At 71.1% G+C, this 25794-nt stretch carries 26 protein-coding genes; 11 read left to right on the top strand and 15 right to left on the bottom strand.

Going from position 1 to position 25794, the window contains the following annotated elements; genetic code table 11:
* Positions 1 to 23: 23 nt before the first annotated feature.
* The 3 genes from ectB to AB0D29_RS34390 form a co-directional block, all read right to left on the bottom strand.
* Positions 24 to 1292, bottom strand: coding sequence for a diaminobutyrate--2-oxoglutarate transaminase (gene ectB / locus AB0D29_RS34400; protein ID WP_362859670.1), 1269 nt, complete (start codon positions 1290 to 1292; stop codon positions 24 to 26).
* 82 nt (positions 1293 to 1374) lie between these two features.
* A complete protein-coding gene (ectA, locus tag AB0D29_RS34395; protein ID WP_362859668.1) occupies positions 1375 to 1938 on the bottom strand; it encodes a diaminobutyrate acetyltransferase in 564 nt (187 codons plus the stop codon).
* A gap of 624 nt (positions 1939 to 2562) precedes the next feature.
* The gene (locus tag AB0D29_RS34390) at positions 2563 to 3189 is read right to left on the bottom strand and encodes a DUF4253 domain-containing protein (RefSeq protein ID WP_362859667.1); all 627 of its coding nucleotides are present in this window, start codon (positions 3187 to 3189) and stop codon (positions 2563 to 2565) included.
* 193 nt (positions 3190 to 3382) lie between these two features.
* Here AB0D29_RS34390 and cutA point away from each other — a divergent pair, with 193 nt between their 5' ends.
* Positions 3383 to 3706: a divalent-cation tolerance protein CutA gene (gene cutA, locus AB0D29_RS34385; protein ID WP_362859665.1), complete on the top strand. Its 324-nt coding sequence runs from the start codon at positions 3383 to 3385 to the stop codon at positions 3704 to 3706.
* A 48-nt stretch (positions 3707 to 3754) separates the two neighbouring features.
* Here the strand turns inward: cutA and AB0D29_RS34380 are convergent, their stop codons facing one another.
* The 3 genes from AB0D29_RS34380 to AB0D29_RS34370 are packed head-to-tail and all read right to left on the bottom strand — an operon-like array spanning position 3755 to position 7153.
* A complete protein-coding gene (locus AB0D29_RS34380) occupies positions 3755 to 4969 on the bottom strand; it encodes a hypothetical protein (RefSeq protein WP_362859664.1) in 1215 nt (404 codons plus the stop codon).
* A 41-nt stretch (positions 4970 to 5010) separates the two neighbouring features.
* The gene (locus tag AB0D29_RS34375; protein ID WP_362859663.1) at positions 5011 to 6510 is read right to left on the bottom strand and encodes a PQQ-binding-like beta-propeller repeat protein; all 1500 of its coding nucleotides are present in this window, start codon (positions 6508 to 6510) and stop codon (positions 5011 to 5013) included.
* A complete protein-coding gene (locus tag AB0D29_RS34370; protein ID WP_362859662.1) occupies positions 6503 to 7153 on the bottom strand; it encodes a hypothetical protein in 651 nt (216 codons plus the stop codon). Before AB0D29_RS34370 ends, AB0D29_RS34375 begins: the two co-directional genes overlap by 8 nt.
* Before the next feature lie 129 nt (positions 7154 to 7282).
* On the opposite strand from AB0D29_RS34370, the gene AB0D29_RS34365 reads away from it, so the two are divergent.
* From AB0D29_RS34365 to AB0D29_RS34350, 4 genes are all read left to right on the top strand, one after another.
* On the top strand, positions 7283 to 8062 hold the full coding sequence (locus AB0D29_RS34365) for a hypothetical protein (protein ID WP_362859660.1): 780 nt from the start codon (positions 7283 to 7285) through the stop codon (positions 8060 to 8062).
* 585 nt (positions 8063 to 8647) lie between these two features.
* Positions 8648 to 9061 (top strand): ribosome-inactivating family protein, encoded by a 414-nt coding sequence (locus AB0D29_RS34360; RefSeq protein WP_362859658.1) that lies wholly within the window; start codon positions 8648 to 8650, stop codon positions 9059 to 9061.
* A gap of 134 nt (positions 9062 to 9195) precedes the next feature.
* On the top strand, positions 9196 to 10020 hold the full coding sequence (locus tag AB0D29_RS34355) for a hypothetical protein (protein ID WP_362859656.1): 825 nt from the start codon (positions 9196 to 9198) through the stop codon (positions 10018 to 10020).
* Complete coding sequence (locus AB0D29_RS34350) at positions 10017 to 10757, top strand: class F sortase (protein ID WP_362859654.1); 741 nt, start codon at positions 10017 to 10019, stop codon at positions 10755 to 10757. The genes AB0D29_RS34355 and AB0D29_RS34350 overlap by 4 nt, the downstream gene beginning before the upstream one ends.
* Positions 10758 to 10884: 127 nt before the next feature.
* Here AB0D29_RS34350 and AB0D29_RS34345 read toward each other — a convergent pair whose 3' ends face one another.
* Complete coding sequence (locus AB0D29_RS34345; RefSeq protein ID WP_362859652.1) at positions 10885 to 11679, bottom strand: MBL fold metallo-hydrolase; 795 nt, start codon at positions 11677 to 11679, stop codon at positions 10885 to 10887.
* 108 nt (positions 11680 to 11787) lie between these two features.
* Here AB0D29_RS34345 and AB0D29_RS34340 point away from each other — a divergent pair, with 108 nt between their 5' ends.
* Both AB0D29_RS34340 and AB0D29_RS34335 read left to right on the top strand, forming a co-directional pair.
* On the top strand, positions 11788 to 12384 hold the full coding sequence (locus AB0D29_RS34340; RefSeq protein ID WP_362859651.1) for an ABATE domain-containing protein: 597 nt from the start codon (positions 11788 to 11790) through the stop codon (positions 12382 to 12384).
* 166 nt (positions 12385 to 12550) lie between these two features.
* Positions 12551 to 13069 carry a proline dehydrogenase gene (locus AB0D29_RS34335; protein ID WP_362859650.1) on the top strand — a complete coding sequence of 173 codons (519 nt, stop codon included), beginning with the start codon at positions 12551 to 12553 and terminating at the stop codon, positions 13067 to 13069.
* Between the two features lie 84 nt (positions 13070 to 13153).
* Here AB0D29_RS34335 and AB0D29_RS34330 read toward each other — a convergent pair whose 3' ends face one another.
* Complete coding sequence (locus AB0D29_RS34330; RefSeq protein ID WP_362859648.1) at positions 13154 to 14200, bottom strand: glycosyl hydrolase; 1047 nt, start codon at positions 14198 to 14200, stop codon at positions 13154 to 13156.
* 315 nt (positions 14201 to 14515) lie between these two features.
* On the opposite strand from AB0D29_RS34330, the gene AB0D29_RS34325 reads away from it, so the two are divergent.
* Entirely contained in the window at positions 14516 to 14809 is a 294-nt protein-coding gene (locus AB0D29_RS34325; protein ID WP_362859647.1) for a hypothetical protein, read from the top strand.
* 264 nt (positions 14810 to 15073) lie between these two features.
* Positions 15074 to 15316 carry a protealysin inhibitor emfourin gene (locus tag AB0D29_RS34320; RefSeq protein WP_362859646.1) on the top strand — a complete coding sequence of 81 codons (243 nt, stop codon included), beginning with the start codon at positions 15074 to 15076 and terminating at the stop codon, positions 15314 to 15316.
* 54 nt (positions 15317 to 15370) lie between these two features.
* Here AB0D29_RS34320 and puuE read toward each other — a convergent pair whose 3' ends face one another.
* Positions 15371 to 16279, bottom strand: coding sequence for an allantoinase PuuE (gene puuE / locus AB0D29_RS34315; RefSeq protein ID WP_362859645.1), 909 nt, complete (start codon positions 16277 to 16279; stop codon positions 15371 to 15373).
* Positions 16280 to 16447: 168 nt separating this feature from the next.
* Between puuE and AB0D29_RS34310 the strand changes: the two genes are divergently transcribed.
* The gene (locus tag AB0D29_RS34310) at positions 16448 to 16798 is read left to right on the top strand and encodes a hypothetical protein (protein WP_362859644.1); all 351 of its coding nucleotides are present in this window, start codon (positions 16448 to 16450) and stop codon (positions 16796 to 16798) included.
* A gap of 151 nt (positions 16799 to 16949) precedes the next feature.
* On the opposite strand, the gene AB0D29_RS34305 is transcribed toward AB0D29_RS34310, so the two are convergent.
* From AB0D29_RS34305 to AB0D29_RS34280, 6 genes are all read right to left on the bottom strand, one after another.
* The gene (locus tag AB0D29_RS34305; protein ID WP_362859643.1) at positions 16950 to 17645 is read right to left on the bottom strand and encodes a DUF4232 domain-containing protein; all 696 of its coding nucleotides are present in this window, start codon (positions 17643 to 17645) and stop codon (positions 16950 to 16952) included.
* 282 nt (positions 17646 to 17927) lie between these two features.
* On the bottom strand, positions 17928 to 18452 hold the full coding sequence (locus tag AB0D29_RS34300; protein ID WP_362859642.1) for a hypothetical protein: 525 nt from the start codon (positions 18450 to 18452) through the stop codon (positions 17928 to 17930).
* Between the two features lie 335 nt (positions 18453 to 18787).
* Positions 18788 to 19165 carry a VOC family protein gene (locus AB0D29_RS34295; protein WP_362859641.1) on the bottom strand — a complete coding sequence of 126 codons (378 nt, stop codon included), beginning with the start codon at positions 19163 to 19165 and terminating at the stop codon, positions 18788 to 18790.
* A gap of 85 nt (positions 19166 to 19250) precedes the next feature.
* Positions 19251 to 21530: an MMPL family transporter gene (locus AB0D29_RS34290; RefSeq protein ID WP_362859639.1), complete on the bottom strand. Its 2280-nt coding sequence runs from the start codon at positions 21528 to 21530 to the stop codon at positions 19251 to 19253.
* Positions 21518 to 23263 carry a hypothetical protein gene (locus tag AB0D29_RS34285; protein WP_362859638.1) on the bottom strand — a complete coding sequence of 582 codons (1746 nt, stop codon included), beginning with the start codon at positions 23261 to 23263 and terminating at the stop codon, positions 21518 to 21520. Before AB0D29_RS34285 ends, AB0D29_RS34290 begins: the two co-directional genes overlap by 13 nt.
* A 104-nt stretch (positions 23264 to 23367) precedes the next feature.
* Complete coding sequence (locus AB0D29_RS34280; RefSeq protein ID WP_362859636.1) at positions 23368 to 23862, bottom strand: hypothetical protein; 495 nt, start codon at positions 23860 to 23862, stop codon at positions 23368 to 23370.
* Positions 23863 to 24067: 205 nt separating this feature from the next.
* Between AB0D29_RS34280 and AB0D29_RS34275 the strand changes: the two genes are divergently transcribed.
* Positions 24068 to 25750, top strand: coding sequence for a DUF885 domain-containing protein (locus AB0D29_RS34275; protein WP_362859634.1), 1683 nt, complete (start codon positions 24068 to 24070; stop codon positions 25748 to 25750).
* The last annotated feature ends 44 nt before the right edge of the window (positions 25751 to 25794 follow it).

The raw sequence follows: 25794 nt of genomic DNA, 5'->3' as shown, positions 1-25794 counted from the left end.
TGCCCGGTCAGGCAGTCAGGCCGTCAGGCGGTCTCGCGGACGGAGCGGGCCAGGATGCCGAGGCCCTCGTCGAGTTCGTCGCCGGTCACGGTGAGCGGCGGGAGCAGCTTCACGACCTCGCCCTCGGGGCCCGAGGTCTCGACGAGGAGACCGTGCCCGAAGGCCCTCCGGCACACCTCCGCGGCGCGCTCCTTCTGCGCGAACTCGATGCCCCAGACCAGTCCGCGGCCCCGGTGCGTCGCACCCAGCCGGCCGTGTTCGGCGCACAGCTCGCCCAGCGCGCTCTCGATGCGCGCGCCCTGGGCGAGGGTCTGCTCGCGCAGGGTGTTGTCGCCCCAGTAGGTCTCCAGGGCCGTGGTCGCGGTGACGAAGGCCGGGTTGTTGCCGCGGAAGGTGCCGTTGTGCTCGCCCGGCTCCCACAGGTCCAGTTCGGGCTTGAACAGGCACAGGGACATGGGGAGCCCGTAGCCGCTGATGGACTTGGACAGGGTGACGATGTCGGGGGTGATGCCCGCTTCCTCGAAGGAGAAGAACTCGCCGGTCCGCCCGCAGCCCATCTGGACGTCGTCGACGATCAGCAGCATGTCGCGGCGCCTGCACAGGTCCGCGAGGGCGCGGAGCCATTCCGCGCGCGCCACGTTGACCCCACCCTCGCCCTGGATCGTCTCGACGATGACCGCCGCCGGATGGTTCAGTCCGGAGCCCTGGTCCTCCAGCAGGCGCTCGAACCAGAGGAAGTCGGGGGTCTGGCCGCCGAAGTAGTTGTCGAACGGCATCGGCGTGCCGTGGACCAGGGGAATGCCGGCGCCGGCCCGTTTGAAGGCGTTGCCCGTGACCGCGAGGGAGCCGAGCGACATGCCGTGGAAGGCGTTGGTGAAGGAGACGACCGACTCGCGGCCCTTGGCCTTGCGCGCCAGCTTGAGCGCCGCTTCGACGGCGTTGGTGCCGGTCGGCCCCGGGAACATCACCTTGTAGGGCAGAGCGCGGGGTTCCAGGACGTGGGACCGGAAGGTTTCGAGGAAGGACCTCTTGGCGGTCGTCGCCATGTCGAGCGCGTGCGTGATGCCGTCCCGCTCCAGGTAGTCGAGCAGGGCCCGCTTGAGGACGGGGTTGTTGTGGCCGTAGTTCAGGGACCCGGCGCCTGCGAAGAAGTCCAGGTAGCCGCGTCCGTGTTCGTCGTACAGCCGGCTTCCCGTGGCGCGCTCGAAGACGACGGGCCAGGCGCGGCAGTAGCTGCGCACCTCGGACTCCACGGTCTCGAATACGGACAGGACCGGCTCGGTCATGGTCAAGGCAACTCTCCAATGGGTGTGGGGGTGTTCGGTACGGGGTGTTCGGGGTGGCGGCCCGGAACGGGAAGGGACGGACCGGGATTCAGAAGTGGAGGGGCCCGATGCGGTGCAGGACCTCCGGGGCGTGCCCGCCCTCCGGGAACTCTTCCGCGGCGAACAGCACTTCGCGCGTGAGCGTGGCGCCGTGCCGTTCGGCGTACGAGGCGAAGAGCCGCTCCGACGCGAGGTTCCCGGGGGAGACGGTGGCCTCCAGGGAGCTCAGTCCGTGTTCTGCCGCCACGCGGGCGGAGAGGCCGTCGAGCATGGCCCCGGCGACTCCCAGGCCGCGGACGGATTCGTCGACGGCGACCTGCCAGACGAGGAGGGTTCCGGGACTGTCGGGCCGCAGGTATCCGCTGACGAATCCGACGGCGCGCCCGGACGAGTCGCGGGCCACCGCGGAGGTTCCGGCGAAGTCACGGCACCAGAGGAGGTAGCTGTAGGCCGAGTTGAGGTCCAGCGCCCCGGAGTCGCGGGCCAGGCGCCACAGCAGGGGGCCGTCACCCGGCCGGGGGCGGTCGATGTACGTGGTCGAGGCGGTCGGAGCGGAGGAGGGGGTGGGCGGCGGGGTCTTCCGGTAACGGGCTAGTTCTGCATGAGCAGTCATGCGGGCCGAAGTTACCCAGCACTCGATCAAATTGCATGGCCTGAAGGGGTTACGGAACGGGCGTGGCCCGTGCTATTTGCTGGCGCCTTCCGGGGGTGTGGAACGCCGGTGAGGGGCTCGTATTCCTACGACAAATACTGACATTTCCGCCGCACCCCCGAGTTTATAACGAGCGGATAACGTCTTTGCCCTGTCTCAAATATGCCACTTGAATGTGATCTCTTCGTCGGCCGGTCGGGGGTTTCGATCACGGCTGCGAGGCAATAAGAGTGCGCCTCCGTGTCAGTCGGCGTGCGCGAGCCATTCCCGGGCGAGCCGCCACAGCCGCTGGGCATGCGCCGGGTCCACGGTGCAGCGGGCCACGGGTCGCAGCGCGGAAGGCGAAGTGGACGTCGCCCCACACGAGGGCGCTGCCGGTGACCGGTGGAACTGACGACGGCGATCCGGTCCACGCAGGCGCAGGCGCAGGCGAGCGCGAACTGGCCCAGGTAGTTGGTGGCGAAATGTCACTACCGGCCCTGCGCGGCCTGCGCGGCCGTGGCGGAGAAACGCGGCGGGCCGCAGAAGCTACGGCGCCTGCGCCCAGCACCGTCCCGGGTCCGCGACGTACCGCCGCCGATTCCGCTAGTCCCACCAGAAGCACCACACCTGCCTGCCCACGATCTGGTTGGCCGCGTAGGCGTGGAGGGTCTCGTCGTAGCCCTGGGTGATGTTGTCGGAAGAGAACGCGAAGTGCTCGGCGGCGATGGCCTCGGCTTCACCCGTCGTTCTCACGGGTGCCGCCACCGAGAGGATCACGCGGTCGTCCCCCAGCCCCACCAGCCGTGTACCGAAACGCTCCTCCCAGGACCGCAGGACCGCGCACATCTCGTCCATCCCGTACGGCCAACAGCCCGCGCCCTCGAGGCCGCGCTCTGCGGCCAGCACGGGCAAGTCCCCGCTTCGGTACGTCCTGTCCAGGAGGTACGGCTCCCAGGCCTCGGCCTCGACGTCGGCGTCGTCCCCCGTCAGGTCGGCGAGCACCTGCGCCGCCACCTGCTCGGCGTCCGCCCAGCGCCCGGCCGGCACGGCTGCCAGCCCGGGCCACCGAGCGCCGAAGGGGGCGACGACCTCTTCGAACGGATCGGGCTCGCCGAAGAGTTCGGCGACCTGGTCCCGGCCGGCGTAGTGCTCATCGGCACTCGCGAGCGCCTCCTGTGCGTAGCTCTCCCAGCTCTCGCTCAGGATCTGGTCCACTGTGCGTTCGTGCACGGCTGGTCCCCCCATTCCCCGGTCTGTGAAATCAACCGCCGGAGGCTAGCAGCCGCCTCCGACAGTGCCAGGGGTGCCGGATTTCCGCGGGACGCACACGAGCGTGACCGCACAGTGAGCCGGCCATGAGGAAACGACCTCCTCGGCGCCGGCCGTGGGTAGGGTCGGTGGAACCCGAGCAAGGAGGACCGGCGTGGCCGGCATCGTGATCGCACAGACGACCCTGGACGACGAGGAGAAGGCGTACCAGATGGCGCGGAGCGCGGTGGAGGCCCGGCTGGCGGCCGGTGCGCACATCGACGCGCGGATGACCACCTTCTCCTGGCGGAACGACGCCCTGCAGCACGAGCGGGGGTACCGGGTCTCCTTCCAGACGACCACGGAGAAGGTCGCCGCGCTGGCGGCGTGGGTGCACGAGCGCCACCCTTACGACGTGCCGCAGTGGATCGTGCTGCCGACCCTCGCGGCCTCGGAGGAGTACGTGGCATGGGCGGTGAAGGAGACCACCGCCCGGTAGGAGCCGAACCGTGGCAGTGCCCGGGACCACAGGACGGCTGGCCCGACCTCAGTCCTGCCAGTAGAACAGCAGCGTGTGTACGTCGAGCGGTTCGCGCGCCCCGAAGTAGTAGACGCCGAGGCCGGTGACGCGGATCGACCCGGTGGGCCCGTCGATCCAGCGGAAGCCGGCCGCCTCGAGGGCGGCGCGAGCGGCGGGATCGTCCTCGTGGTCGCCGGCGAACCGCCCCAGCGTGCTGATGAAGACCTCGCTCCTGCCGCCATCCCCGTACCCGATCACGTGGTACGTGCCGCCGCCCTGCCGGTTGGCATCGCCGCAGGAGAGCGGCGTACGGGGAGCCAGCCCCGCCGCCGTCAGCGCGGCCGTGGCCAGGGCCAGCTGCCGCTCCTCGTCCGGCGGTCGGGGCGGCTCGGTGCACAGGGCCTCGATCCGCCAGCGCGGGTCGCTCTGCTTCTCGCACTCGTGCCCGTACTCGTGCACGATCGCACGGCGGATCTCCTCGTCCAGGCCGTCGACCTCCACCCGGGGGCGCCCGAGCGCCTCGTAGGCGGCCCGGGTCTGCGCCACGTCACCGGTCAGCCGGTGCAGCGCGTACGCGGCCCACAGCGCGGCGTCCTCCGTCGGAGCCTCGGCGAGGTGGGCGCGGAGCCGGTCCGGGCAGGTCAGCAGCGACTGCGCGAGGTGGGCCACCTGCGGGTCCGGGTCGGCGAGTGCGTCGGTGACGTCCTCGCCGGCGCGGTCCCGCACGCGTACGGCGACGGCCCGGTCCTCCGGTCGCCCGTCTCCGAGCTCGGAGAGCACCGCTTCCACCCCGTGCCGGTCCATGAGCGCATCCAGTCCGGCCTCCCCGACCGCCCGCCTGGTCCGCCAGTGGCTGAAGGCGAGGGTCGCGAACTCGGCCGCCGCCGTGCGGTCCCCGAGGGCCCCGCGTGCCCGGAGGACCGCCTCCCGCATGCCGTACGCCTCCTCGCGCCGCCGGTCCTCGTGCCGAAGCCAGGGGAGGAGCTCGACCCGGTCCGAGAGGAGGTCCAACAGCGCCTTGCGGACCGTCCCGGAGTCGTAGGTGTCGCGGACGCACGCGAGCAGTTCACCGACCCGCGCCTGCGGCACCCGGCCGACCAGCGCCTCCACACAGGCCGTTCGGCGCCACCAGGGCTGCGCACCGTCGACGGCGCACCGCGCGAGCAGGTCTGGGTCGTACGCGCGCAGTCCGGCGGAGTCGGTTCGCCCGGCCGCGGGCGTCAAGGTCTCGATGTTCGGCATCCGGGGATGCTACTGGGCACCCCGGCGTGCCCCGAAGCGGATTACAGCGAACCGGATTGCTCGGACCCGTCCGGGCGGCGGCGCAGGATCTGACCGGCGGCGGTGCCGACGAGGACCGTGCCGTCGGGAGCGGCGTGCAGCGAGAGCGGTCCGTACGGGGGCAGGGGACGCCGGCTGAGGAGCGCCCCGTCGGTCGCGTCCACGCAGACGAGGCTGCCGTCGGCGCACAGGGCGTACAGGACCCCGGCGCGCGTGTCGAGGTCGATGACCTCGGATTCCATCGGCCGACTCCAGAGGACCTCACCGGACGGGAAGGCCCGGCGGACGAGCTCCGTCCGCCCGTGCAGCAGAGCGGGGCCGGCGCCATCGGACGCGTACACCGCCCGGCCGAGCGGCGCGTCGACGGTGAAGAGCACGCTCTCGGCCGCGCCGTCCGGGGCGAGGGCGACGACGTCCCGCCGCCCCTTCCGCACGTACAGCAGCTCGGGGCACCGGCGGGCGTCGAGCGGGACGAGGTCGTACCGGTCCGGCACGTGGACCGATCCGATCGGGTTGTCGTCGGCGGCGAAGATCCGTGTGTTGGGCGGGGCGGGCGGCTCGCTCCCGAAGCAGCGGTCGTACGTGTCCCGGATGGCCCAGACCCCGTCCGTACGCGTGGACATCGTGGCGGAGAACGGCACCGCGTGCTGGTCGAGGACGTTGCCGTCGGCCGTGTCGACGAGCAGGAAGTCGGTCCGGGCGCGGCGGTCGGGACCGGCGACGGCCACGCGTACGGTCCGCTCGTCGGCGGCCACCTCGATCCGGGTGCCGGGGCTCGCCGACGGCGCCGGCACGCTCCACAGCGCCGATCCGTCCGCGGCCCAGCACTCCACCGCCACGTGCTTACGGGTGGCGAGCACCCGGCCGTCGCCGAGCCCGGCCACGGCCCGGACCCCGCCCCGCGCGTCGTAACGGCGTCCGGCCCGTTCGGCGAGGGCGCGCAGCAGCGGCAGCGCGGGCGGTACGTCGTCGTACGTCCCCGGGTCCTCGGGACCGTGAGGTGTCCGGTCGAGGCCGGTCAGGTCGAGGGCGTCGGGGGCGAGGCCGCGCCAGTTCTCGCGTACGACGGTCGCCCGGGTCATCAGGGTGTCCTCGCCGTGGTCCAGGGCGAAGAAGGTGAGTTCGAGGGTGCGGTCGTCCAGCCAGCGGACCGGCTCGATGCCCCAGGCCGGGTCGGTGAAATCGACGCGGTGGCCCGTATCGGCCTCGAGCAGGGTGAGACCTCCTTCCCGGCCGTACTCTTCGCCGTTGTCGAGGGCGATGGCGAGCAGGGGCAGCGTGGGGTGGAACGCCATCGACTCGGATTCCATCGTGAAGGTCAGCAGGTGGGCGCACGACAGGTCGGCGACGCGGTAGACGGCGATCCGGCTCTGCTGGTGTGTCACCGAACTGACCGCGATCCACCGGCCATCGGCGCTGGTCACCGCCTGGCACGCGAGTCCGAGCAGTTCGGGGAACGGCTGGTCGTGGAGGGTGGTGTGCGGTTCCGGATGGTCAGCCATGGTGCTCCGTCAGGTGGGTGAACGACACCCGGGCGAGGGTGTCGAGGACCTCCGGCGTCGCGGCCGGCTGGAGGGTTCGGAAGGACGCGGCGAAGGCGTCGGACTGCGTGCTGAGCGTCCGCACCTCCAGTGCCTGGGTGAGGCGGGGGAGCAGCTCGTAGAAGCAGAAGGGGTGTTCGGCCTCGATGAAGGCCAGCAGGCTCTCCTCGTACGAGCCGTGCTCTTCGTCGTACGACCAGGAGTCCAGCTCGAGCAACAGGGGGAACTGGGACCGCACTTCCCACTGGGCGAGCGGGACGTCCTCGTATCCGGCGGGCCACTGCCGGTCCGCCAGCCGGATCAGCATCGCGAGCTCCGTCATGAACTCGGGCATGCTCTTGGTCCCGGCGGCCGCTGTCCATGCGCGGCGGGTGTCCTGCGGGCAGGTCGCGAAGAATGCCTCGCTGAACGCCGTTGCCATGTAATCAAGTTGGGAAGCGAGCGGCTGCGCGGTGTGCCGCCAGGCCGCGTCCCAGTGATCGCTCCGGGTGACCCGCGCGAGCCGCAGCACCTCCCACTCCAGCGGATCGGGCCCATCCGCGGCGAGCGCGACGAGATGTGCGATCGGTCCGCTGGTGAAGATGCCCTCGGGATGCAACGCCATTGCTCACCCTCCCTTCGTCGTTCACGGCCCATCCAATCGCGCCGCGGGCGTGGCCGGCGCACCGGGTGGGTGATCAGCGGCATCGTCGCGCTGCCGCCTTTCGCGTGCGCTGCTGCTTAGGCTGTGCGCATGACAGAGTCCTCGAATTTCAGCTCGATGCTGGCGTGGTTACTGGACCACAGGGGAGTCGGCGTGCCGGAGCTGGCCGACCGCGCCGGGGTGACGGCGGACGAGATCCGAGGCGTGCTCGCACGGGAAACCCCCAGCGAGGGCCTGCTCCGACGGCTCGCGACCGCGCTGGGTCTCCACGCCGCCGACCTGTTGATCCTCGCGGGGTGGGAAGTCCCGGACGACTTGGCGCCGTTGGACGCCGCGGCCACCCCGTGGGTCGCGTACATCGTGATGGATGCGGTCCACCTCCCGGCGGCGGGACGGAGCGAACTCCTGCAGTCCATCCGCGCACTGCCGCAGGAGAAGCGCCGTTCGCCCTTCGTCCCGAAGGAACCCGAGCCGCTGGCGGATGGTCCGTGCGGTGCGCTGATTCGCATGTTCTGGTACCGCAACCTGTCCAGGTCGGGCCTGGCGCACGCCATGGCGGTCGTGACGCCCACGTACCTGTCGGCAGCCACCTACACCGTGATCGGTGATGGTCGCTCGGAGCTGACGGCCCGCCTGGTGACGGACTTCGCCGCGCTGCTGGGGCTCGAAGCCCGCGAACTGGCCGGGCTGACAGGCGTCCTCCTGCCGGAGGTGCCCGGGCCTCCGGCTCCGGAGGCGGTGGACGCCGCAGCGGTGCTGTGGGAGCTCCGACGCCTGTCCGCGCCCCAGGCAGAACACGTCGCCGAGCTGGCAAAGTCCATGCGCGGAGATTCCCCCGTCGAGTACCGCATCAACGCGCCGAGCTGGTGACGCCGCCGGCCCCTCGGCGCCCCTGAGGGCAAGGTCGTCCCTGACTTTGACGCATTCGCACAGTCGCAGGCGGGCACGGACACAGCGGGCGGTCTCAGGTGCTGAGTGCTGGGCTGGGCTGCCAATTCGTGGTGTGGTACGGCTCGTTGAGGGGGGAAGGTCGGCCTCCGGTCGTCGGGATCGCGCGCCGATTTCTTAGCACGAGAGGCCAAGTATTCGTTCTGCCGCCGCCAGGAGGACTACAAAGGTCCCAACCGAACCGAACCCGGCGATGGGGACCATGACACCCCGTCGGCGATCGGAATGATGTCGAAGGCGGTGGATGTGCATGCGTGAGTGCAGCAGAATCGAACCGATTGCGGTCAGATTACTTCCGAGGGGCCCGAGTTCCGGCTCCTTCACCTGATACGGGCGGCCATGCTGAAACCCGTGTCGTTTTCCCCGGCGTACGCATCGGTGGACGAGTATCGGGTCCTGACGTCGACCATCCGGTCGAGGGCGGAAGATGCTCAGGGCGCATTCAGCAGGGCCGGGCGCGGGGAGGGGGGAATGCCCCACCTCCCCGTGCGCATTCAGCTTCGAGGTTTGTTCATCGAGCTCTACATCGAGCTCCGCCTGCAGAACGCGGGCCTTCGCATCGTCGGATTCCGCAACACCTTCGAGAACGGGCAGGCGCCGCCGGAAGCGTACGTCCGCCACGTGCGGGACTCGGCCGCGCCACCCGGAATCCGCCGGACGCAGGCCCTGCCGTTCGGCGGCGGCCGCTCCGACCTGGAGTCGGCCGCCGACGTGCGGCGTTCGGGGATCCTCCTGGGGCGCCGCCCCTTGAGCGACGCGGTGGTCTGGTTGCATCGGAACCGGGATCCGAAGTGCACCGCACACGGAATTCTCGTGCTCTCGGAAATGCTCTGCGAGGCTGCCCGATTCCCTGCCCTGACCGATGCGATGTCATGCATCTGGATGACCGGTGGGCGGCTGTCAGCCGCGGCCGTCGTCTGAAGTACCTCACATAGGCACCAGCCTGCGGGAGTTGGGGCACCGAAGAAGGAGCGAGTCCCCTCATAAGGGGGTGTCTCCTCCACCCCGTACGACCTGCGATTCCCGCCCTGGGGATCCACGGAACAGGAGCGAAAGTGATAGTCAAGCGCACCGGTCGCCTCGTGGTTCTCGCTGCCGTACCCGCCGCCGTGTTCCTCACCCTCGGCCTTTCCGGACCAGCTCTCGCGGAGGGCGGAAAGGCGTACCAGATCGACCTGGCGCAGCTGAACGATTCGGGCTCCAGCGGTACGGTCATGCTCAGCCTCAAGGGAAACCAACTCACCGTACAAATCGAGTCCAAGGGCATGGTGCCCGGCCAGCCGTCGGCCCAGCACCTGCACGGCTCGACGAAGGGCCACGACTTCCACTGCCCGGACGCAACCGACGACACCGACAAGGACGGCGTCCTCAGCAACACCGAGGCCACGCACGACTACGGCGACATCAACATCTCCCTCACCACGGGCGGGGACACCAAGGCCACCAGCGGTCTCGCCGTGGACCGCATGCCCGTCGCCGACAAGCAGGGCAAGGTCTCCTACAAGCGGACGATCACCGTCGGTCAGGACGTGGTCGACCACATCAAGGACCTGCACGTCGTGCAGCACGGCATCGACCGCAACAAGAACAAGAAGTACGACTTCGAGGGGGCCGGCAAGAGTGAGCTCGACCCCAAGCTGCCTCAGGAGGCCACGGCTCCGACCAACTGCGGAGAGGTCAAGGGCGCGGCCGTGGGGTCCATCCCGGTCGGCGGCATCGAGACCGGCGGAGGTTCCACGCAGCACGCGGCGGCGCCGGTGACGATGCGCGACGGCGCGGCGATCACCGTACTCGCGATGGTGGCCGGTGCGGTCGCGGTCGCAACGAGGCGGGCCGTGGCCGTCCCCGTCCGCAGGAAGACCACCGGGGGCGGCGCGTGAAGCCGGCTCCTACGCCCTCCGCACCCGCACCCGCAGTCTCCATCGCTCGGTTCCGCCGCCGGACCGCAGGTCCCCTGGCAGCCGCCGCCCTCGCCGGGCTGCTCCTCGCGGGGTGCTCCGGCCAGGACACGGCGAAGCCCCCCGCCCCGGCGGGGCAGACCCTCCAGAGCGGGGCGCCGTCCGCCGCGGGCGCCGCGCCTGGCGGTGGCAAGCCCGCGGCACCTGCGGACGGATCACAGAGCGGTACGGGTACGGGTGGTGCGGGCCAGGCCGAGCCCGCCCTCGCCCGGTCGGAGCCGCAGAAGATCACGATCCCCTCGCTCGGCCTGTCCAGTTCCCTGGAGACGCTCCGGCAGAACGCGGACGGCACCATGCAGACCCCGAAGGACCCCGCGCTCGCGGGCTGGTACGAGCCGGGGCCGACCCCCGGTTCGCAAGGGCCGGCCGTGATCGCCGGTCATGTCACGTGGAACGGAGCATCCGCCGTGTTCGAGAAGCTGAAGACGATGAAGGCCGGTGACACCATCAAGGTGGCCCGGCGGGACGGCAAGACGGTCACGTTCACCGTGGACCGGGTCGCCGAGTACCCGAAGGCCGAGTTCCCCACGCTGGAGGTCTACAAGAACCTCGACCACGCGGGCCTCCGCCTGGTCACCTGCGGCGGGGACTTCGACCCCAAGAAGCACTACTACGACAGCAACGTGGTGGTGTTCGCCCGTATGACGGGCGCCGCGTAGCCGGGCCGGCGGGGCCGGGAAGACGTCCGTCAGCCGCAGGTCCCCACTGCGGCTGACGGACCCCGCCGCCCTGGCCAGAGGTCAGCGGCTCGTGGCCAGAGGCCCGTGGCCCGTGGCCGGGTGTCGGTCAGCCCCGGTTGCCCAGGTCCAGGCGGTCGGCCAGCCCGGCGGCGGAGAAGGCGGCGACCAACTCGTCGCGGCCCTCGGTGAAGTGGGCCCAGCTGTCGTAGTGGACGGGGACGACCCGGCGGGCGCCGAGGATCTCGGCGGCTTCGGCTGCCTGGGCGCTGCTCAGGACGAGCGGTTCGCCGTCGAAGAGGACGGGGAAGCGGGGAGCACCGGCGAAGAGTATGGCGGTGTCCACGGGGGTGAAGCGGGCGGCGATCTCCTTGACCACGTCGAGCGAGGCGTTGTCGCCGCTGACGTAGACGGTGGGCAGACCCTCGCCGGTCAGGACGAATCCGACGACCTGGCCGGTGATCGGCTCGACCTCCTCGCGCGGCCCGGGGCCGTGGAGTGCGGGCACGCCCGTGACGGTGACGGTGCCGCCGCCGGGGCGGTCCAGCTCGACGGACTCCCAGTCGGCCAGCCCCTTGGCCTTGCCTCCCAGACGCTCTCCGCCGCCGGGGGTGGTGAGGGTGAGGGGGACGTCGGCGAGCAGGGCCCGGCCGGAGGTGTCGAGGTTGTCGGCGTGCTCGTCGTGGGAGAGCAGGACCACGTCGATACGGCCCAGGTCAGCGGGGGTGCCGGTGGCGGGTGCGGTCTTGACCAGGAGTGAGCCGCCGGGCACCTGGTAGTCGCCGGGGGCATCGAAGGTCGGGTCGGTCAGGAACCGCAGACCGCCGTACTCGAAAAGGGCGGTGGGGCCGCCGAAGACGCGGACGGGGAACTGCTCGAGGGCGGTGGTGCCGGTGGCAGACATGAAGCATCCTCACGGATAGGGAGTGGTGCATCCGTGATCACCGTAGATGCTTCTCACGGATGAATGCAAGCTCTAACGTGAGAATCACGGAAGAGTGCGAGTTGTACCATGAGAGCCATGGAAGAGATCGTGACCGTCGAGCCGCTGCCGCCCGCGCCCGGTGCCGAGCAGTACCCCGCCCTCGACCTCGCCAACAGCGCCATCTCCCTGCCCGGCGGGCACTCCGTCGATCTCCTCGGCACCCCCGCCGCCGCAGAGCAGTGGCTCGTCGACAGAGGCCTCGCTCCGGTCGACACCGGCTTGGCGGAGATGTGCGCCACCCTGCTGCGCTCCCTGCGCGAACAGGTCCGCGCGCTGCTCGCCGCCCACGTCGCCGGACTGCCCGCGCCGGCCGCCGCGCTGGCCGCCGTCAACAATGCGCTCACCCGAGCCCCCGCCGCCTCCCTGCTCCACTGGGACCCGGCCCGCGGCCTGTACCGCGAGGCGGCCCACCCCGTCACCCAGATCGTCGAGCACGCCCTCGCCGTACTCGCGGCCAACGCGGCCGACCTACTCACCGGCCCCGACGTCGAACGCCTCACCGCCTGCGGCTCCACCCCCTGCACCCGCTACCTCCTCCGGCACGGCCGGCGCCACTGGTGCTCCACGCGCTGCGGCGACCGGGCCCGCGCTGCCCGCGCCTACGCCCGCCGCACGCAGGCGTAGGCCGAACCCGCCACCCTCACCTCCCTCGGCCGGCAACTGCGCCAGGCCGACAGCCGGTTCGACCGCCGGCCAGGAGGCTCGCGCGCGTGAAGTCGCCCCGGTCACCGCGAGCGGGGCATGGGGCCCCGGCCGAAGGGGTGGACGACAGGAACGGCAGACTGGGTCCATGGACTCAGGACTCGCCGCGCTGTTGGGCGCCGCCGTCGGTTCCGCCACCACTCTCGGGGCCGCGATCGTCAACGCCCGTGCCCAGGCACGGTCGCAGCACGCCCAATGGAGCCGCCAGCATCGCCGCGAAGCCTATGCCGGTTACCTCAGCGCCCTCCACGACCGCGACCTCGCCATGGACGCCGTCCTCGAAGCGCTGCGTTCAGACCAACCCGACCTGCCCGACATCGACGAGAAGATAGGCCGCTTCGTCACCCTGGCCCGCGAAGTCCACCGCGCCTGCGAAGTGGTCATCCTCGAAGGGCCGGCATCCCTCGCGGACGTCGCGGAGCGCGTTGCCGACGCCTCCGGCGATCTCTCGCAGGTGATGCGACGGATGGCCGAGAACGCCCACGCGGGAAATGCCACCGGAAAGGCGGAGGACAGCGCCCTAGCCGCCGAACGGGAGCGAACCCTCTACCAGGCAGTGAAGGACTTCCGCCTTGCCGCTCGCAGTGTCATCGGTACAACCGACTGACCCCGGCTGGGCCGGCCCTCGTACGGTCCGCGCTGACGGTGGATCGACGGTGAGGGCCGCCGCGGGGACTCGGGTGGGCGTGCTCTACGGTTCCGGCCGAACCCTGTCGTCCTCACGGTCGAAGCCGGAGGAGCGACCGCGGCCCTGTTTGGTGGACAGGAAATCCCGGAACACCTGTGCGGAGCGCGGGTTCTGCCCGCACTGCCACACACCGTGCGGGCAGTAGTCGGTAATGCTCTGGTAGAGCGGTTTGTGGTCGGCGATCCATGCCAGCATGTCCCGCATGTATTCGGGGTTGTCGCCGTTCCGGAACAGCCCCCATTCGGGGTACGAGATCTGCTTTCCGTGCGCCCGCGCGAAGTCGACCTGCTGCTGGAGTCCGTAGGGCTGCGTGACCTGCTCTTCGAAGGAATCGCCCGGCGGCTGGTCGTAGCTGTCCATGCCGATGACGTCGACCACGTCGTCGCCGGGGTAGCACCTGGTCCAGGCGATCGCATCGCCGCCGCGGTTGGGGGCGAAGTCGAACCGGAAATCCTGCCCCTCCACGGAGCGCATGGCAGCCACGATGCGCCGCCAGTACTCCTTCCAGCTCTCGGGATCGGGCCGGCACCGGTGGGTGTAGTTGAAGCCGTTCATCTCCCAGCCGAGCACGATCACCGTGTCCGGCACCCCGAGGCCGACCAGGCGCTCGGCCAGCCGACGGAAGTGGTGGTCGTACTGACCCCGCGCACCGGAGCGGAGCAGCTCGGCGACCCGGCCGTCGGGGACGCCGGCCTCGTTGCGCTCCAGCATGGGCACGTTCAGGACGAACAGCCGATCCGCTCGCGCCCTGCGCCACGCGGCCCAGGTGTGCAAGGAGTCGGGTGCCCCCTCGATGTTCGACCAGGTGTCGCCGGGCAGGTAGGTGTGCCCGGCGCGCAGCTCGGAACCCCCGAGCCAGCGAGAGAGCCCCTGCATCCTGTCGACCCCGGGCGAGCCGTAGTGGAGATAGGCGCCCACGGCGACCTCGGACTCGGGGCTGCTGCCGGACTTCTCTTCCGGCGGCGTGGCCACGGCGCCTCCGGTGACGAGCAGGCCGACAGCGACCAGGGTTGCGCAGGCGCCTGCCAGCCAGCGGCCTCGATGGGACATGACACCTCCACACGCGTCGTGAACCGAACCATGTGTCTGCCAGCGACGTTAGGCATCTCATCAGACGCGCGGCACGTCCGGTGCGCGGATGCTGGGCCATTCGCGGCAGTCGGCCGCCCGCCATTGGCCCGACCAGGTGAAAGCCGTCACCCTCACGCGTAAGTGCGCGGCGTGGCGCGCTGTTGACGAACGTGTCGCCGCTTCCTGAAGATCCACGCGCCCCTCCTTCACTACCGCACGCCGTACCACGGAACGTCACTGACTCCCTACTCTCAGTCATGACACCTGGTCGGGGGAGAGAAACGAGGTAGGCGAATGATGCGACGTACGGCAAGGCTGCTCGGGGCGTGCGCGGCGGCCGCGATGCTGGCGCTGGCGACCCCAGGCACGGCACAGGCGGCTCAGGGGATCCTGTTCATCGACGGCGCCCCGAACCGAGACCCGAGCGGATGCTTCCCCCTGGGAGACTTCGCCCCGTCGCAGGTCTCCAACTACACCAGCGGGACGGCCTGGGTGTGGACGGGCCCGAACTGCGGCGGCGAGGTGGTGCACCCGATCTTCGCCGGCCAGGTCACCATCGCGCACGGCCGGAGCCTCTACATCGAGTGAGCAACGGGGAGAACGGGGCGGGGCGGCTGGAGGCTCCCGGCCGCCCCTGGGTCCGTACGCGGACGGCGAGAGACCTCAGCAGCCATGGACAACGCGCCGCTGCCCGTGGCCTGCTGACGACAGGTCGGCCACGCAGCGGCGCTTTCCGGACGTTCGCACCGACGCTCCCCTGTTCCGTGACAGCGAGCCGGTGTTCGGGGCAACCGCAGGAGTGGCTGCGACGTGCAGACCGCGTGACACCACTGCGAACTGGGAGAAACAGCCATGCTGATCACGGTCACCCGCTCCGGAGGCTTCGCCGGACACGAGAAGCTCCGCGCCCTCGACACCCTGGGCCGCGCGGACGCGCCGGAGCTGGAGGAACTCGCGCAACAGGCCGTTGCCCCCGTGGCCGACGGCTATCACTACCGGATCACGGTCGACGACGAGGTGCTCGACCTTCAGGACCCCTTCCTCTCGGACGCCCAGCGGACGCTGATCCGTACCGTCCTCGGCGAAGGCACCTGACCGGCCTGCCGCGGTACCCCCCCCCCGCAATCCACCGGTCATGGCGGCGTGAGGTCAGTGCGGGGGCGGGTGCGTGGAGAGCCAGTGACGTGCGATCTGTTCGCGCGTGGCGAGCCACGTCCCCCCGCGCTGCGCCACGTGCTTCAAGAACCCGTCGAGCGCGCGGATGCGGCCGGGCCGACCGATGATCCGGCAGTGCAGGCCGATGCTCATCATGCGCGGGCGGTCGGCGCCTTCGGCATGGAGCGTGTCGAACGAGTCGACGAGGTACATGAGCATGTCGTCGGCGGTCGTGAAGCCGTGGACGATCAGGAACTTGAAGTCGTTCGCGTCGAGGCTGTACGGCACCACGAGGTGCGAGCGCCCGCTGGCCTCGACGTAGAACGGCAGGTCGTCCGAGTAGTCGTCGGAGTCGTAGAGGAAGCCGCCCTCCTCGACGACCAGGCGCCGCGTGTCGGCGCTCGTCCGGCCGGTGTACCAGCCGACGGGGCGGCGCCCGACGAGCCTCTCGATCGTGGCGATCGAGCGCGCGATGTCGGCGCGCTCGACGTCCTCGGGTACGTGGCGATAGTCGATCCAGCGCCAGCCGTGGCTCGCCACCTCCCAACCGGCGGCGCCCATCGCGCGCGCCGCGTCCGGGTTGCGCTCCAGGGCCTGCCCCACGGCGTACACGGTCAGCGGTGCGCCGTGCGCCGCGAGCGTGCGATGGATTCGCCAGAAGCCGGCGCGCGAGCCGTAGGCGAACATCGACTCGACGTTCAGATCGCGCCCGCCGACCACGGGCGGCGCACCGACGAGCTCGTGGAGGTAGCCCTCGGATGCGCCGTCACCTTCAAGGACGTTCTGCTCCCCGCCTTCCTCGTAGTTGAGGACGAGGCTGACGGCGACGCGGGCACCGCCGGGCCATGCGGCGTGCGGCGGCTCGGCGCCGTACCCGACGAGGTCGCGCTGGTGCTCGGACACGGGCCGCACCATACCGCTGATCGGTCGCCGCGTCGGAGACGCGGGGCCATGCCTTCCCCGGAAGCCGCGCAGCCTGCGACCTGCGTCCTGCGGTCTGAGTAGGGCGACACCCGCGAGGTGAGTACCCGGACGGCTGTACCGGGCCCGCCGTCCGTGTGGGATGGAGCCATGAACGCAACTGCTTCCGCTGCGACGGCCCCGGTGCGGGCGGCCGGTGAAAGGGACCGTTCCCGGTTCTGGGCAGGCCTGTCCGCAGCCTTGTTCCCGGGGGCGGTCGTGGCGGCCGCCATCCTGCTCCTGTCCTCCGTGCGGGTGTCGGGCTGTGTGACGTACGGGGTTCAGTGCACCCGAGGGCTGCCGGGCCGGCTGTTCCTCTGGAGCGTCGGCATCGCCGTCGTGGCGTTGGTCGTTGCCCTGGCCGCCCCCGCCCCCGCCCTGCGTGTGCGTCAGGCGGCACTCTGCGTCCAGCTCGTCGCGGAATGCACGGCTCTGCTGGTGATCCTCAGCTACTACGCCTGACGGCGGCGGCCCCGACCACGCCATCGCCGGGGGCGGCCCGTGCCCTGACTGGGACGGACCCTGGCGGAACGAGTTCCTCGGCACGATCGGTCCACCCTGGATACGGCCTGGCGTACGACCCTGGACCCGTAAGGGGACGGCCAGATACTGCCTAGCTGTTGCCCGACCTGAACAGGAAGTCCTCGACCGCCCGGAGGTCGGTGTTCCAGTACGTGACCCGGGGCGTGGGCCCGACCGTGAGGGAGCCGACCTCGTCCGACAAGCTGATGTCGAGCGGCGCCACATCCTTGTTGCTGTTGAGGGCGCTGTCCTGGTAGCCGAGGGAGAACGACGTGACGGTCCTCGTCTGCTGACCCGCTTTGAAGACGAACACGCCCGCGTACGCCTTCTCTTTCGGCCCGATCGTGGCGATGGCCCGCGGCTTGGACTCGGTCGGACTGAGCGGAGCCCCGATGTCGGTGCCGAAACGGACGTACGGGTAGTGGTAGAGGGTGCAGGCCTTGTCGGTGAAGTTGGTGGCCGTGATGAGGAGGTGCTGGCCCGAGTCCTGTCGCCACCCCGACGTGTCGATGGAGAGGTCGTTGTCGTTGCAGGCCGCGATGGTGGTGTTTCCGCCACCCGGGCTCTGCGAGGGGCTGGTCGTGCCCCCGCCGCTCGGCTGGGTGGTGCCGGCCGTGCTGGGCGTGCCGGACGGGGTGGGGGAGCCGGTCGCACCCGGCGTGCCGGAGGCGGTGGGGCTCTTGCCGTTGTCCGTGCCGCCGGCATCACAGGCCGCGGAGGAGAGGAGCGCGGCGACGGCCGCGACTCCGAGGGCGTAGGTCTTCCAACTCTTGCGGGCAGTGCGCATGGTGGCCCCCGTGTGCCTTCACATGGCTTGAATGGCGTGGTCGACGACTCGGTTCTGCCCGGCGGAATCGCTGAAATCCCCTTCCCGGGGGACCGTTACTGACTCAGGACGTGAACGTCACCATTCCGTCCAACTGGCCATGACCCGTCCACTCCCCACCGGCCCGTCCACCAGGGGTCGGACGGGCCGGCCCCGGTGGGTGGTGGTTCCCGAGGACCCACGCGAGCATGCGGGAGCCCGGCTGTCCTGTCCGGCTGGGCCGCGGCGGATCAGGCGGAAGGGTCAGGCCGCGCGGCAGAGCGCCGCGGCGCCGGCCGGGGCCGCCGCGCGAGCCACGGTTGCGTGGACGGGATGGGCGGTGCGAACGGTAGCCGTGCCCTGCGAGCGGTTCCGCGCGAACACGACGAGTCGCAGCACCGCGAACCGCGCGACACCGGCGAGCGCCGAAGCCGACAGGTAGACGACCTGCTCGAGCACCGCACCGGGCGTCGCCACCAGCTGCTGCAGGAGCAACATCGCCATGCAGGTCACCGCGTACGCGGCCGCCGCGGACCCGGCCGACTGCGCATGCTGACGCCAGGTCGCACGCCCGCCGGCGCCAAAGGTGAAGCGGGCGTGCAGCTCGGTGGAGAGGAGCGTGGAGCCCACGGTGATCAGGGCGTTGGCCAGGGCCCAAGGGATCCAGGAGCCGAGGGAGGCCACGGCGAAGCTGGAGGCGAGCCCCACCCCGCCACCGCAGAGCACGAAGCGGGCGAAGGCGGCGAAGGCGCCGGGTGCCACCTGCTGAGTGCTCTGCGCTGTCTCCATGATCCGACCCCTCCGATGGCTCACCCCGCCCAACGCGCACCCCGCGGCTCGTGAACCGAACGGTGCGCCCCTCGTGGCACCATAATGGCACATCCGTGGCGCCATTGGGGAGCCATATTCGGCGCCATCCGCTTCGTTGGCGGCGCCATGGCGTGCAAGGGGTCGCGAATGTGCAGGTCAGCGGCTTGGCGGCTCCTGGCTCAGTGGCTCAGCGGCTCAGTGGCTCAGCGTGCCCGAGTCCATTGATGGGGGCATCTGCTTTTCCCGGGCTCGCCGCGATCGTCGGCGAACCGGTACGGCTCCGGCCGCCCGCTGTGCATGCAGCCCTCAGGGGTTCATGGGGTCGCTCGGTCCGAGTCGCTGCGCAGGACGCAGAATTCGTTGCCCTCGGGATCGGCGAGGACTGCCCAGCCCGAACCGTCGGGATTTCGGTGATCGGCGACAAAGGTGGCACCGAGGCCCAGCAGCCGGTCCACCTCCCGATCGCGGGAGGTCTCGGGGCGCAGACACAGATGGATCCGGTTCTTGATCGTCTTCGCCTCGGGCACCTGGTTGAAGTACAGCACCGGGCCCTCCGCCAGCAGCACCTGAGTCTCCCGGTCACCCGGCCTGGCATCCGGATGCAGCGGACGGCCTGTCACACTGCTCCAGAACCGGGCCAGCCCGTAGGCATCCGCACAGTCAACCGCCACGTTCTGCAATACCGAGACCATGCGCACGAACCTTACTGATCTTCACGCCGAACGCCACCGAGTTGTGCTGAACGTGCGCCCGCCGTACGGACCTGGTCGGCCGGCGTCAGGCGTCCATCGTCCCGGCACCCCGAGCGGGGGACCGCAGCGTGCGGAAGCGTAGGCGGAGCGCGGGCGGCGCCCACCAGTTGGCGCCGCGAAGCAGTGTCATCGTGGCCGGAACCAGCACGCACCGCACCAGCGTGGCGTCGACGACGACGGCAACGGTCAGCGCGATCGCCAGCTGTTTCATGACCAGCAGCTCACCCGTGGCGAATCCGATGAAGACGACGCACATCAGCGCGGCCGAGGAACTGATGATCCGGGCGGAGCGCTGCACACCGACCTCGACCGCGAGGTCGTTGTCCACCCCGGAGTCGTGGAGTTCCTGAATGCGGGAGAGCAGGAACACCTCGTAGTCCATCGACAGGCCGAAGGCCAGCGCGAACACCACCACGGGGAGCCAGTAGCCCAGTCCGCCCAGCGTGTGCACTCCGAGCAGCCCGGCGCCCCAGCCGTCCTGAAAGACGAGGACCAGAGCGCCGAACGACGCACCGAGCGACAGGGTGTTCATTGCGATCGCCTTGAGCGGCAGCAGCACCGACCCCGTCATCAGCAGGAGGAAGACGAAGGTGGTCGCCGCGATCAGGGCGGCGGCCCGAGGCGCGTGGTCGACGACCTCGGCCCTGAAGTCGATGTCGAGGGCGCTGCGTCCCGTGACCCAGACCGGGAAGTCGGCCGGGCGATCCGCCCGGACACGCTGGACGAGCCGGTCGGCGGGCCCGCCCTCGGAGTCGGCCCGCGGCACCATGCGGACGAGCGAGACCCCGGGGCCCGCAGCCGTGGCCGCGCCCACGGCCTCGACGTCCCGGCCACCCGCGAAGCGGCCCGCCCACTGCTGAAGCCGGGCCGGGTCGGTACGGGCCACGATCACCACCGCATCGGCACGGTGCTGAGGAAACCGCTCCGCCACGATGTCGGCATAGCGCCGGGCCTCCGCCGCGGGTGGGAGCTGCTGTTCCCCGACAGGGCTCACCAGGTGGACGCGGAGGAACGGGGTGGCACACGCGAGCAGCAGCACCCCGACGCCGACGGCGGCCGGAAGCGCGTGCCGGCGGGTCCAACGGGCCAGCCGGGCGAACGCGCCGTAGCCGGTGCCACGGGCGGCGGCGCAGGCGCCGATCCGCTTCGGGAAGGCCGCCAACAGGGCCGGAGTCAGGGTCAGTGCGGCAGCGAGGGAGAGGGCGACGGTCCCCGCCGCGGCCAGGCCGATCGCGGCGTAGAAGTCGCTCGGGAAGGCGGCCAGCCCGCAGAGCGCGGCCGCGACGACGAGCGCGGCGAACCGGACCGCGCGCCCTGCCGTGGCCATCGTCCGCACCACCGCAGCCGCGACGTCGTGCCCCGCGGCCCTCTCCTCCCTGAACCGCCCCACCGTCACCAGCGAATAGTCGATGGCCAGGGCCAGCCCCACCATGGTGGTCGTCGAGAGCGCGGGTGAGGTGAGGTCGTACCAGCGCGACAGGATCAACAGCCAGAGCATGCCCGCGCCGACCGTGCACACGGCCGCCAACACCGGCACGGAGGCCGCCACCAAGCCGCCGAACAGTACGTACACCACCGCCAGGGTCACGGGCAGGGTGATCAGCTCGCTGCGCCGTGTGTCGGCCAGTGACCGTTCGGCCACCGCGCGCCGCGCGCGGTCGCTGCCGCCGAGGGTCACCTCTACGCCGGGCACGGAGCGGGCGATGTCCCGCACACGGGATTCGACCGCCGCCTCGGCCTTCTGCCGTACGCCATCGGGGAGTCCGCGACCCAGCCGCACCGACAGCAGGGCGGCTCCTCCGTCGGAGGAAACGGCGGAGTCGGAGGGAGCAGAGGGAACGGAGGGAGTGGAGGGAGCGGAGGGAGCGGAGCGAGTGGTGGGGGCCGTGGGGGCCGTCACCGCGATCACGTCGGGGACCGCGGACAGATCACGCTTCGCGGCCATCAACTCCCGTTGGAACCGGGGGTCGGCCACCGGCATGCCCGCCACGACCGCGTCGATCTGCCCTTCGAAGGACCGGACGCCGTCCAACAGGCGGTTGCCCCGGACCGATTCGTGCGGGGCCACGCTCCAGGGCTGCCGGTCCAGCCGGTTCACCACCGGTCCGACCGCGGCCAGCCCGGCACCCAGGAGCAGCAGCCACAGCAGCAGGACGATCCGGTGGTGGCGGACGCACGCCAGCGCGAGTCGGGCCGACACCGGCGTGCCCGTGCCCGTGCCGGTGCGAGTGCCGGTGCCCGTGCCGGTGCCCCTGCCCGTGTCGGTGTCCGCCGGGCGCGGCGGAACCTCCGTCACTCTGCGCATCGCCGGGCCCCAAGTCGGTACGCGGAACCGATCGTGACCTCGCCCGGCCGCGTCACCGTCAAGCGGGTCAGTCCGTCGCGCGCGGGTGCCAGGCACTCGCCCCCGCCCGGGTCCGCGCCCTCGGCCCGGAGCCACGGCGAATAGGCGAGCCGTAGCGTCACGGTGCCGGGCCCCGGCATCCGTACGACGATCTCGGCGCCGTCGGAGCGCACCACCGACGCGGGCGGATCCACCAGAGCCACCGGATCCTCGACCCGGTAGATCCGCCAGTGCTCGTCCCGCCACACCGGCGCCAAATACGCGGGCCCGCTGGTCACCAGCGCGTGTTCACGCTCCGACGCGGCGTCCAGCGGGCCGTCGTGCAGGACGACGAAGCCCACCGCCCAGTGGTCGAGCCAGGCGCGGTAGGCGTCCGCCGTGAAGGTCCCTGCGGGCACGCCCGCCCCGTCGTACCCCTCGTAAAACAGCGGTCCACGCTCCACGTCTGCCTGCCGGTTCCAGCCGCGGGCCAGGGTGACGTACGGCGCCAACACGGCCGCCTCCCGATGGCTGCGCGCCATGGCCACCTCCACCCTGGAGCGGTCCGCTCCCAGCCGTTCGAGGGCGTGCACGACACCGTCGGTGTCCGTCGCCCACCGGGGGACCTTCGCCGTGTCCCTGACGTGGGCCGCCGTATTCCCTCCCACCCAGGTGACGGCGAGGGCGAGGCCGAGGACGAGCGCGGCCCGTCGCGCCCTCCCGAACCACCGGCGGGGCCCGCCCGCCGCGTTGGCGTGGACCTGCCTCGCCAACGCGGCGGCGAGCAGCACCGGGGGCGCCGCGAGATGGGCAAGCCGCTCGACGTTCGTCCCGACCGGCGAGGGGACCAGATAGGCCAGACCGACAGTCACCGCGTACACCGCCGCGGCCGACCGCGGCAGCAGCCAGGAGCGCGGGGCCGCCAGGACGACGCATACGGCCATGAGCAGTGGGGGCCAGATCCGTACCAGGCCCATGGGTTGCACGCCGTGGAAGGGGAACAGCCAGGCCGTCAGGCCGAGTACGGCCACGGGGGGCACCAGCAATGCGGCTGCGGCTGAGGCGGAGGCTGTCGGTGTCGCCGCCGCTGAATGCCGGGGCGTCATCAGACATGCCGTGCCCAGGATCGCGAGGAACAGTCCGGCGACGGGGCTGGCCATCGTGGCGGGCAGCGCCCAGCCGGTCACGATCGCGCCGCGGCGCCCGCTCACGAGTGCGAGTACGGCCGCGAGCCCGAAGGCAACGCCCAGGAGGAAGGTGGTGCGCCCGGAGGCCGCCTGGCACCAGAGCATGAGGGCCGCCAGCAGGGCCGCCAGCAGGGCCGGCCGCTGGGCTCGGGCCATGCCGCAGCGGGTACAGATCCGCCCCACCAGCCAGGTGGACGCGAGGCCGCTCGCCAGCGTCACGGGGACCACCCCGAAGACCGCCATCACATAAGGCGAGATCAGGCTGTAGGAACCAGTGTGCAGCCCGCCGTGCCAGGAGAGGTTGTACACGGCGCCGGGGTGGCGTGCGACGAACCCCGCCCAGGCCTCCTGCGCCGCGAGATCCCCACCGCCGGTCGCGAGGGCCGTGGCCCACCAGGCGTAGAGCGGGAGTACGGATCCCGTGGCGATCAGCGGCACACGATGACGTCGGCGCCACGGCTCGCGCGCGGGCGCGGCCTCCGGACTGTGCGGGGTGACCGGGAGCGGGGAGAGTACGACTGAGGCCACGGGCCGGGCTCCGTTCGGCTGCGCTGGGGGCTGCCGGGTCACATGATCGTCGAAGCCCCGCGCGCTCGGCCGACGGCGCGCCCACCCGGCTCTGACGAACTGCCCTAGAGGTGGTAGAAGAAGCGAATCCACCAAGTGGGATCGCCCACCCACGTCCAGTCGGTGTGGATGCCGTCGTACGCGCGCTTCAGGGGGCGATGAGGGACGAGTACGTACTCCAGGTCCGCCAGCGCGGATTCCAGCCGGAGGTGATCCGTCGGGGAAATGGCGTCTTGGGGGACGGTGTCGGAAATGCGGTCAGGGAATCCGGACGGCGGTGAAATCGACGCGAGATCGCCGTAGTTGCTCAGCCAGATCCTGATGGGCCAACTGGCTTCCGTCCCCTCCTGAGGAACACAGACAATGAAGTAGGCGGCAGCGTCCTGCATGGTGTCGATACGACAAGGCCCGAAATCGTGCCCCAGGCGCTCGGCCAGGGCTTCTGCTCGCGCCTTGGCTCGGTCGTAGTCGAATCCCTCGGGAAACTCCATGTGCGTGGGGCCGGGCAGCCGGTCGAGTTGGTGCAGGAGATCCAGGGCACGCTGATCGTCGTCGTTCACCTATCCGATATACACGAGAAAGCGCTGCTCGGAAAAACGGGTCATGCGTCCTCGCCCGTCGTTCGGATAACGCGTGCGTTCCGGTGAGAGGTGATTCGGGGAAGTTCTGCCGACTACGCCGGCTCCCGGCCCGAGGACGGTCCGATACCGGTCATCCTGTCGGGTGGCGGGACTGGGCGCCGGGCGCAGCGGGCAGGCACTCCGGGTGCTGAAGCAACCGGACGCCCTGCCCCGTCGGATCTCCGACGCCTACGTCGACGCCCTGGTCGAGCTCGACCCGATCCTCGGCACCGCGCTGGGGGTGCCCGGCTCCTCGGGCGCGCTCCCCGACTTCTCGCCGGACGGCCGGCAGGCCGTGGCCGAGCTCGCGCGCTCGACCCTTGCACAGCTCGCGGCGGTCGCGCCGGCCTCGCCAGGTGCGGACAGCGAGGTGGAGCGGCGGTGCGCGACCCTGCTGAAGGAGCGGCTCGGGGCGGAGCTGGCGCAGTTCGAGGCCGGTGAGCACCTGCGAGCGGTCGACAACCTCTCCTCCCCGCTGCACCAAGTGCGCAAGGTGTTCTCGCTGATGCCGGTGGCGACGGAAGAGGACTGGCGGGCCATCGCGCGGCGCCTGAACGCGGTGCCCGCCGCACTGGCCGGCTACCGGGCGTCGCTCGGGGTGGGGGCTGGGCAAGGGCTGCGGGCGGCGCCCCGTCAAGTGGACGAGAACATCGTGCAGTTGAACGACTGGCTGGGGACCGGTGGCTTCGGCCGGCTGGCCGCCGATGCGCCCGAGGGCGGCCCGCGTACGGAGGTCGAGGCGGCGGCACGGGTGGCGACGGGGGCGGTCGCCGAGCTGCGCGACTGGTTCGCCCAGGTGTACGCCGGGCTGGTCGACGGCCAGCCGGACGCGGTGGGCGGCGAACGCTACGCCCGGTTCTCCCGTAAGTACACCGGCGCCGAGGTGGATCCGGACGAGGCGTACGCGTACGGCTGGTCGGAGTTCCACCGGCTGCTCGCCGAGATGCGGGTGGAGGCCGGGCGGATCCGGCCCGGGGCGCAGGACCCGTGGGAGGTGCTGGGTTGGCTCGACCGCCACGGGCGCGCCGTCGAGGGGGTGGAGGAGACGCGGCTGTGGCTGCAGAGGTTCATGGACGAGGCGGTCGACGCGCTGGACGGAACGTGCTTCGACCTGGCCGAGCCGGTCCGGAGGGTGGAGTCCCGCATCGCGCCACCGGGCGGCGCGGCGGCCCCGTACTACACCCAGCCCTCGGTGGACTTCTCCCGTCCGGGCCGCACCTGGCTGCCGACGCTCGGCCGGACCCGCTTCCCGACGCACCACCTCGTGTCCACCTGGTACCACGAGGGGGTGCCGGGCCACCACCTCCAGCTGGCGCACTGGACGGTCGTCGCCGAATCCCTCTCCCACTACCAGACGAAGGTCGGCAAGATCAGCGCCACCACCGAGGGGTGGGCGCTGTACGCGGAACGCCTCATGGACGAACTCGGCTTCTACACCGAGCCGCAGGACCGGCTCGGCCATCTCGACGCCCAGATGATGCGGGCCCTGCGGGTCATGGTCGACCTCGGGATGCACCTGCGGCTCGAGATCCCGGCGCACTCGCCGTTCGCCGCCGGCCGGCGCTGGACCCCGGCCCTGGCCCGGGAGTTCCTCGGCCGCTACTCGGGCCGGCCACCCGCGTACCTCGACAGCGAGATCGTCCGTTACCTGGGCCGGCCGGCGCAGGCGATCACGTACAAGCTGGGCGAACGGGCGTGGCTGCAGGGCCGGGAGACGGCCCGGGCCCGCCGGGGCGCGGCGTTCGACCTCAAGCGGTGGCACATGGCTGCACTGTCGCTCGGCTCCCTGGGGCTGGACGACTTGAGGGAGGAGCTGGGCCGACTCTGAGCATCCGGGCGGCCGGGGGCCGCCCGGCTTGACGTCTGCCGTTC

This window comes from Streptomyces sp. NPDC048424, assembly GCF_040651555.1.
In the GTDB taxonomy this organism is placed as follows: domain Bacteria; phylum Actinomycetota; class Actinomycetes; order Streptomycetales; family Streptomycetaceae; genus Streptomyces.
Note: the sequence above shows the minus strand (reverse complement) of the source record. Positions and strands in the feature narration are given on the sequence as shown.

Bases quoted from the DNA above. Each gene is read 5' to 3' on its own strand.
- ectA (WP_362859668.1), bottom strand. From the start codon at position 1,938: ATGACTGCTCATGCAGAACTAGCCCGTTACCGGAAGACCCCGCCGCCC.
- AB0D29_RS34380 (WP_362859664.1), bottom strand. From the start codon at position 4,969: ATGCCGAACATCGAGACCTTGACGCCCGCGGCCGGGCGAACCGACTCC.
- AB0D29_RS34375 (WP_362859663.1), bottom strand. From the start codon at position 6,510: ATGGCTGACCATCCGGAACCGCACACCACCCTCCACGACCAGCCGTTC.
- AB0D29_RS34370 (WP_362859662.1), bottom strand. From the start codon at position 7,153: ATGGCGTTGCATCCCGAGGGCATCTTCACCAGCGGACCGATCGCACAT.
- AB0D29_RS34365 (WP_362859660.1), top strand. From the start codon at position 7,283: ATGACAGAGTCCTCGAATTTCAGCTCGATGCTGGCGTGGTTACTGGAC.
- AB0D29_RS34345 (WP_362859652.1), bottom strand. From the start codon at position 11,679: ATGTCTGCCACCGGCACCACCGCCCTCGAGCAGTTCCCCGTCCGCGTC.
- AB0D29_RS34340 (WP_362859651.1), top strand. From the start codon at position 11,788: ATGAGAGCCATGGAAGAGATCGTGACCGTCGAGCCGCTGCCGCCCGCG.
- AB0D29_RS34335 (WP_362859650.1), top strand. From the start codon at position 12,551: ATGGACTCAGGACTCGCCGCGCTGTTGGGCGCCGCCGTCGGTTCCGCC.
- AB0D29_RS34330 (WP_362859648.1), bottom strand. From the start codon at position 14,200: ATGTCCCATCGAGGCCGCTGGCTGGCAGGCGCCTGCGCAACCCTGGTC.
- AB0D29_RS34325 (WP_362859647.1), top strand. From the start codon at position 14,516: ATGATGCGACGTACGGCAAGGCTGCTCGGGGCGTGCGCGGCGGCCGCG.
- AB0D29_RS34320 (WP_362859646.1), top strand. From the start codon at position 15,074: ATGCTGATCACGGTCACCCGCTCCGGAGGCTTCGCCGGACACGAGAAG.
- AB0D29_RS34310 (WP_362859644.1), top strand. From the start codon at position 16,448: ATGAACGCAACTGCTTCCGCTGCGACGGCCCCGGTGCGGGCGGCCGGT.
- AB0D29_RS34305 (WP_362859643.1), bottom strand. From the start codon at position 17,645: ATGCGCACTGCCCGCAAGAGTTGGAAGACCTACGCCCTCGGAGTCGCG.
- AB0D29_RS34300 (WP_362859642.1), bottom strand. From the start codon at position 18,452: ATGGAGACAGCGCAGAGCACTCAGCAGGTGGCACCCGGCGCCTTCGCC.
- AB0D29_RS34295 (WP_362859641.1), bottom strand. From the start codon at position 19,165: ATGGTCTCGGTATTGCAGAACGTGGCGGTTGACTGTGCGGATGCCTAC.
- AB0D29_RS34290 (WP_362859639.1), bottom strand. From the start codon at position 21,530: ATGCGCAGAGTGACGGAGGTTCCGCCGCGCCCGGCGGACACCGACACG.